General features: G+C 57.3%; 3 protein-coding genes and 1 pseudogene. All 4 read right to left on the bottom strand.

Features of this window, described 5'->3' with window-relative positions:
* The coding region (locus tag ACH2EH_RS12190; protein WP_395142025.1) for a c-type cytochrome at nucleotides 1–449 on the bottom strand (449 nt) is incomplete at its 3' end.
* An 8-nt stretch (nucleotides 450–457) separates the two neighbouring features.
* Entirely contained in the window at nucleotides 458–1,021 is a 564-nt protein-coding gene (locus ACH2EH_RS12185) for a DUF3341 domain-containing protein (RefSeq protein WP_395142023.1), read from the bottom strand.
* Nucleotides 1,021–2,448 (bottom strand): NrfD/PsrC family molybdoenzyme membrane anchor subunit, encoded by a 1,428-nt coding sequence (gene nrfD / locus ACH2EH_RS12180; protein WP_395089065.1) that lies wholly within the window; start codon nucleotides 2,446–2,448, stop codon nucleotides 1,021–1,023. The genes ACH2EH_RS12185 and nrfD overlap by 1 nt, the downstream gene beginning before the upstream one ends.
* Nucleotides 2,449–4,497, bottom strand: a pseudogene (locus ACH2EH_RS12175) (hypothetical protein); the annotation flags it as partial.

The raw sequence follows: 4,497 nt of genomic DNA, 5'->3' as shown, positions 1-4,497 counted from the left end.
TGCGTCAGCACATCGTAGATATGTCCATCCTCCACTTTTAACAGGCGCGGCTGGTGGAGAGTCGAGGGAAGCTTCTGCCAGAACCCAAGACCGCGCTGCGCAATAAAGCCGTTGCCATTGCCCGTCGTGCCATGACACGGGGAGCAGTACACGGTATAGCGCTGTTCGCCGCGATCCAGCATTGCCTTAGGGCCACCAAAGCTCTTGACTGCCTCAGCGGGGATACGGGCGACGAGCTTCGTCCCCTCTTTGCCCGTGGTATAGGCATCGTCGGTGCGCAGCTTGCCTCGGGCGATAGTCCCCTCGGGCATCGCGCGGCTCGCCTGGCGGTCCGAGTAGAAATCGCTCTCGTAGTAGGCCTTCATCTTGGGCTGCTCCCACATATCAATATGGCAGCCGGAGAGTAGCGCACTTCCCCCCAAGATTATCAGTCCCAGTGTGTATCGCATGCTTAGTCTCACGAGCGTGCTACCTCCGCAACATTCAGGGCGCCCAGGCCGTTGAGAAATGCCGCTGTCTCATTGGGTTCGTACTTCGGGTCTTTCGTCTCGATGCACAGGAAGAAGCGATCCTGGCTCGCCCGGTCAAAGTTCGGGGCGTTAAAGATCGGGTGGTGCAGCCGAGGAAGCCCATTGAGCGCCCACTGCGAGATAAATGTCGTCAAGCCCGTACACAGAACAGTACACTCAAAGGTGACGGGGAGAAACTGTGGCCAGGTGTTGAGCGGCTTGCCCCCGACATTGAGTGGATAATCAATCACTGCAATATAGTACTGAAGCCCAAAGCCCAGTAGGCATCCCGTAATTCCCCCAAAGAAGGCAAACCAAGGAACGCGATCGTCGGTGCCATTGGGGAGCGACTCCGCCAGTCCATGAATTGGAAAGGGCGAGTAGGCATCGGTCTTGGAGTATCCCGCCGCCGTCGCTTGTTTCGTTGCCGCCAAAAGCTCATCCGCAGAGTCGAACTCCGCCACCATCCCATAGATGGGGTTCTCTACCGGCCCATGACCGTGTCCTGCCATTAGTGGACCTCCTCCACATCATGCGTATGCTCATCAGAAGCGTCATGACCGAATGTGTGCTGATTCTTATGCAACAAGTCGCGCATCTCAACGATATTAATGAAGGGCAACACCTTGATGAACATAAAGAGCAAGAAGGTAAAGAAACCCATCGTCCCCAAGAACAATAGCCAGTCCCAGATGGTTGGCGAGTAGTAGCCCCAGGAGCTCGTCATGAAGTCACGGGTCAGTGACATCGGGATAATCACGAAGCGCTCCAGCCACATCCCCACGCCAATGACCAGCGAGGTAACAAAGAGGAAGGGGACGTTCTTACGTAGCTTGTGGCTCCAGAGCGCCTGCGGCCAGATGCCGTTGCAGAAGATCAGTGCCCAGTAGAACGGAGCGTACGGGCCGGCAAATCTATGGTTGACCAGCGCCAGCTCGTAGACATTGCCCGAGTACCAGCCGTAGAAGATCTCCAGAACATAGCCGTAGAAGACGATCAGGCCCGTGGCCAGCGTGATCTTTGCCATCCAGTCCAGGTGCTTCTCGGTAATGAAGTCCTTCAGGCCGTAGAGAGCACGCAGCGGCAGACCAAATGTCAGCACCATCGCGAATCCCGCAAAGACGGCTCCGGCGACGAAGTATGGCGGGAAGATAGTCGTGTGCCAGCCGGGGACGATACTCACGGCGAAGTCGTAGGAAACGATGGTGTGTACCGAGAGAACCAGCGGTGCGGAGATTCCCGCGAGAATGTTGGTCGCCTGCTCGTAGCGGAACCAGTGCTTCGCGCTTCCTCGCCAGCCCAGCGACGCAACGCCGTAGAGCACTTTGGCCCAAAGGCTCTGGGAGCGGTCACGCAGGGTCGCAATATCAGGCACCAGCCCAAGGAACCAGAACAACACGGAGATGGTGAAGTAGGTAGACACCGCAAAAACGTCCCACTCAAGTGGTGAGCGCGTCTGCGGCCACATCCCAAGGATATTCGGGTACGGGAAAAGCCAGTAGTCACACCAAGGACGACCGGTGTGCAGTAGCGGGAAGAGCCCCGCACACATCACCGCGAAGATCGTCATAGCCTCGGCGAAACGGTTAATGGAGTTACGCCACGACTGACGCATCAGCAAAAGAATAGCTGAGATCAGGGTTCCGGCGTGACCAATACCAATCCACCACACAAAGTTAATAATGTCCCAGGCCCAGCCGGTTGGCTGGTTGTTTCCCCAAATACCCGTCCCCCGCAAAATCAGCCAGGTAATCGCCATAAGCATGACGTTTAGCCCGACAAAACCGATGGCGGTTACAATAAACCAGACCAACGGCGGACGCGGGTTCAGGACAACGCGTGCAATGATATCTGTGACAGACTCATAGTCGTGCTCGTTGTCAATAAAGTTTTCGGGGATGAGCTGAGTGCGCTTCCCGCCCATCGGTTCCGTTGCCATCTAGTGCCCTCCCTCCGCCGCCGCCGGCTTCACCAGCGCGGGGTTCGGGTTCGTGATTTTCGCCAGATACGTCGTTCGAGGCCGGGTATTGAGCTCGGCCAGGAGCGAGTAGTCGTGTGGCTGTTCTTTGATGAGGCTCACCTTGCTCTTGGGATTATTAATATCTCCAAAAACAATCGCCTGAGTGGGACAAACCTGCTGACAGGCCGTGATGATCTCACCGTCCTGAATCTCACGTCCCTCTTTCTTAGCCTCAATACGAACATCGTTGATGCGCTGTACACAGTAAGTACACTTTTCCATCACACCACGACCTCGTACAGTCACATCGGGGTTCGGGAGCATCTTCAGAACCGGCTTCTCAAAGAAGTTAAGTGTCGTCGGCCCGCCTGCCCCCTGTGTCCACTTCAGGAAATTGAAGCGCCGCACTTTATAGGGGCAGTTGTTTGAGCAGTAGCGGGTTCCCACGCAGCGGTTGTAAACCATCTGATTGAGGCCCTCATGGCTGTGTACGGTTGCGGCCACAGGGCAGACCGGCTCACAGGGAGCCTTCTCGCACTGCATACAGGGAATCAGCATGAAGTGGCTCTGGACGTTCTCCAGATCCGCGGACTCAAAGTAGTGGTCAATGCGAATCCAGTGCATCTCGCGGCCCGCCGCCACCTGGTCTTTTCCGACAGTCGGGATGTTGTTCTCCGCCTGACACGCAATCGTACAGGCGTTGCAGCCGATACATGTTGTCAAGTCAATACTCATCGCCCAGGCATTGAAGCCCTTACGCGAGTACTCAGGATACATCGAATCCAAGCCCTCTTTGTTGACCTCGGTCTTGACATTTGGGTTCTGATCCACGTACTTCCAGTGGTTGCGGCCCAGTCCAAAAGCATGGTCGGCGGGAATCGTCGGCAAGTCAACGGCACTAACCGTATGCTCCCCACCGTGCTCTTCCCCATGGGGAGCTTCACCAGCACGCTCAGGCTCTGCGTGGTGCGCCTCGTGCATCCGCCCCTTGGTCTCTACAAAGTGTGCGAGGGTTCCCGAGCGGACAATATCACGGTTCTGGTGCTCCGTAACATGCAGCGCCTCGTTGACACCAAACGGGTCGCTTGTCTCGGAGCGCATTAGGTGGTGCGGCTGCGTGTAGGCAAGCTGGTAGCTCTCGTTGGTGACCTTCACCGTTGCCCCAACGGCGTGATTCAGTGCCCCACTGCGGCGAAGCGGATAAACATCAAAGCCCTGTTTCTCGCACACCACGCCACCCCGAGTCCGCCCGTAGCCTAAATACAGCGTGATGGTATCGTCGGGCTGCCCGGGTTGAATCCAGGCGGCGATTTTTATCGTCGCCCCCCCCACCGTTACCTCAATGAGCTTTCTGCCAGAGTACTGCGCAATATTGACGGCGTCGTTGTTGCCTTCCGCGCTGATCAGTCCGAGTTTCTTGGCAGTTCGCGGCGAGACGAGAGCCGCGTTGTCCCAGACAATCGTTGTCAGGGGCTTGGGCAGCTCCTGCAGCCAGGTATTGTTCGCATAGCGTCCGTCCCAGATTGTCGGATCGGGGCGGAAGTTCACTTCCAGCCCCGGCGATGCGGGTGGTTCCGGCAAGCTGGCGAACAAACCTGCTGCCGCAGTCACCGTGATCGCCGGGCTTGCACTTCCTGCAACCACCCCATCGTGGACGGCCTTGCGCCAGTTGGCTTCGCTCATCGTGGCGTAGTGCTGACGCAATAGCTCCATCCCCGTGACCGGCTGTTCTAGGAGCAGTGCGAGCACTTCCATAGCGGTTTGGGTCGCGTAGAGCGGCTCGACCAGCGGCTGCTGGAGGCCGACCGTACCATCGTGGGCCTTCAGATCCCCCCAGGCTTCCAGACCATGCGACTCGGGCAAAGTCCAGTGTGATATTTCAGCCGTCTCATCAATGTAGCGAGAGAGATGGGCACGCAGAGGACACTTCTCGGAAAGATAGGCATCGCGAAGCTTTAGATCGGCGGGCGCATCGTAGACGGGGTTGCCGCCTAGTGTGAGTAGAAAAGTCACCTTACCCGCAGCGAG

It is taken from the genome of Armatimonas sp. (assembly GCF_043760365.1).
Lineage (GTDB): Bacteria > Armatimonadota > Armatimonadia > Armatimonadales > Armatimonadaceae > Armatimonas.
The sequence above is the reverse complement of the archived record's forward strand: the minus strand, read 5'-3'. Positions and strand labels throughout refer to the sequence as shown.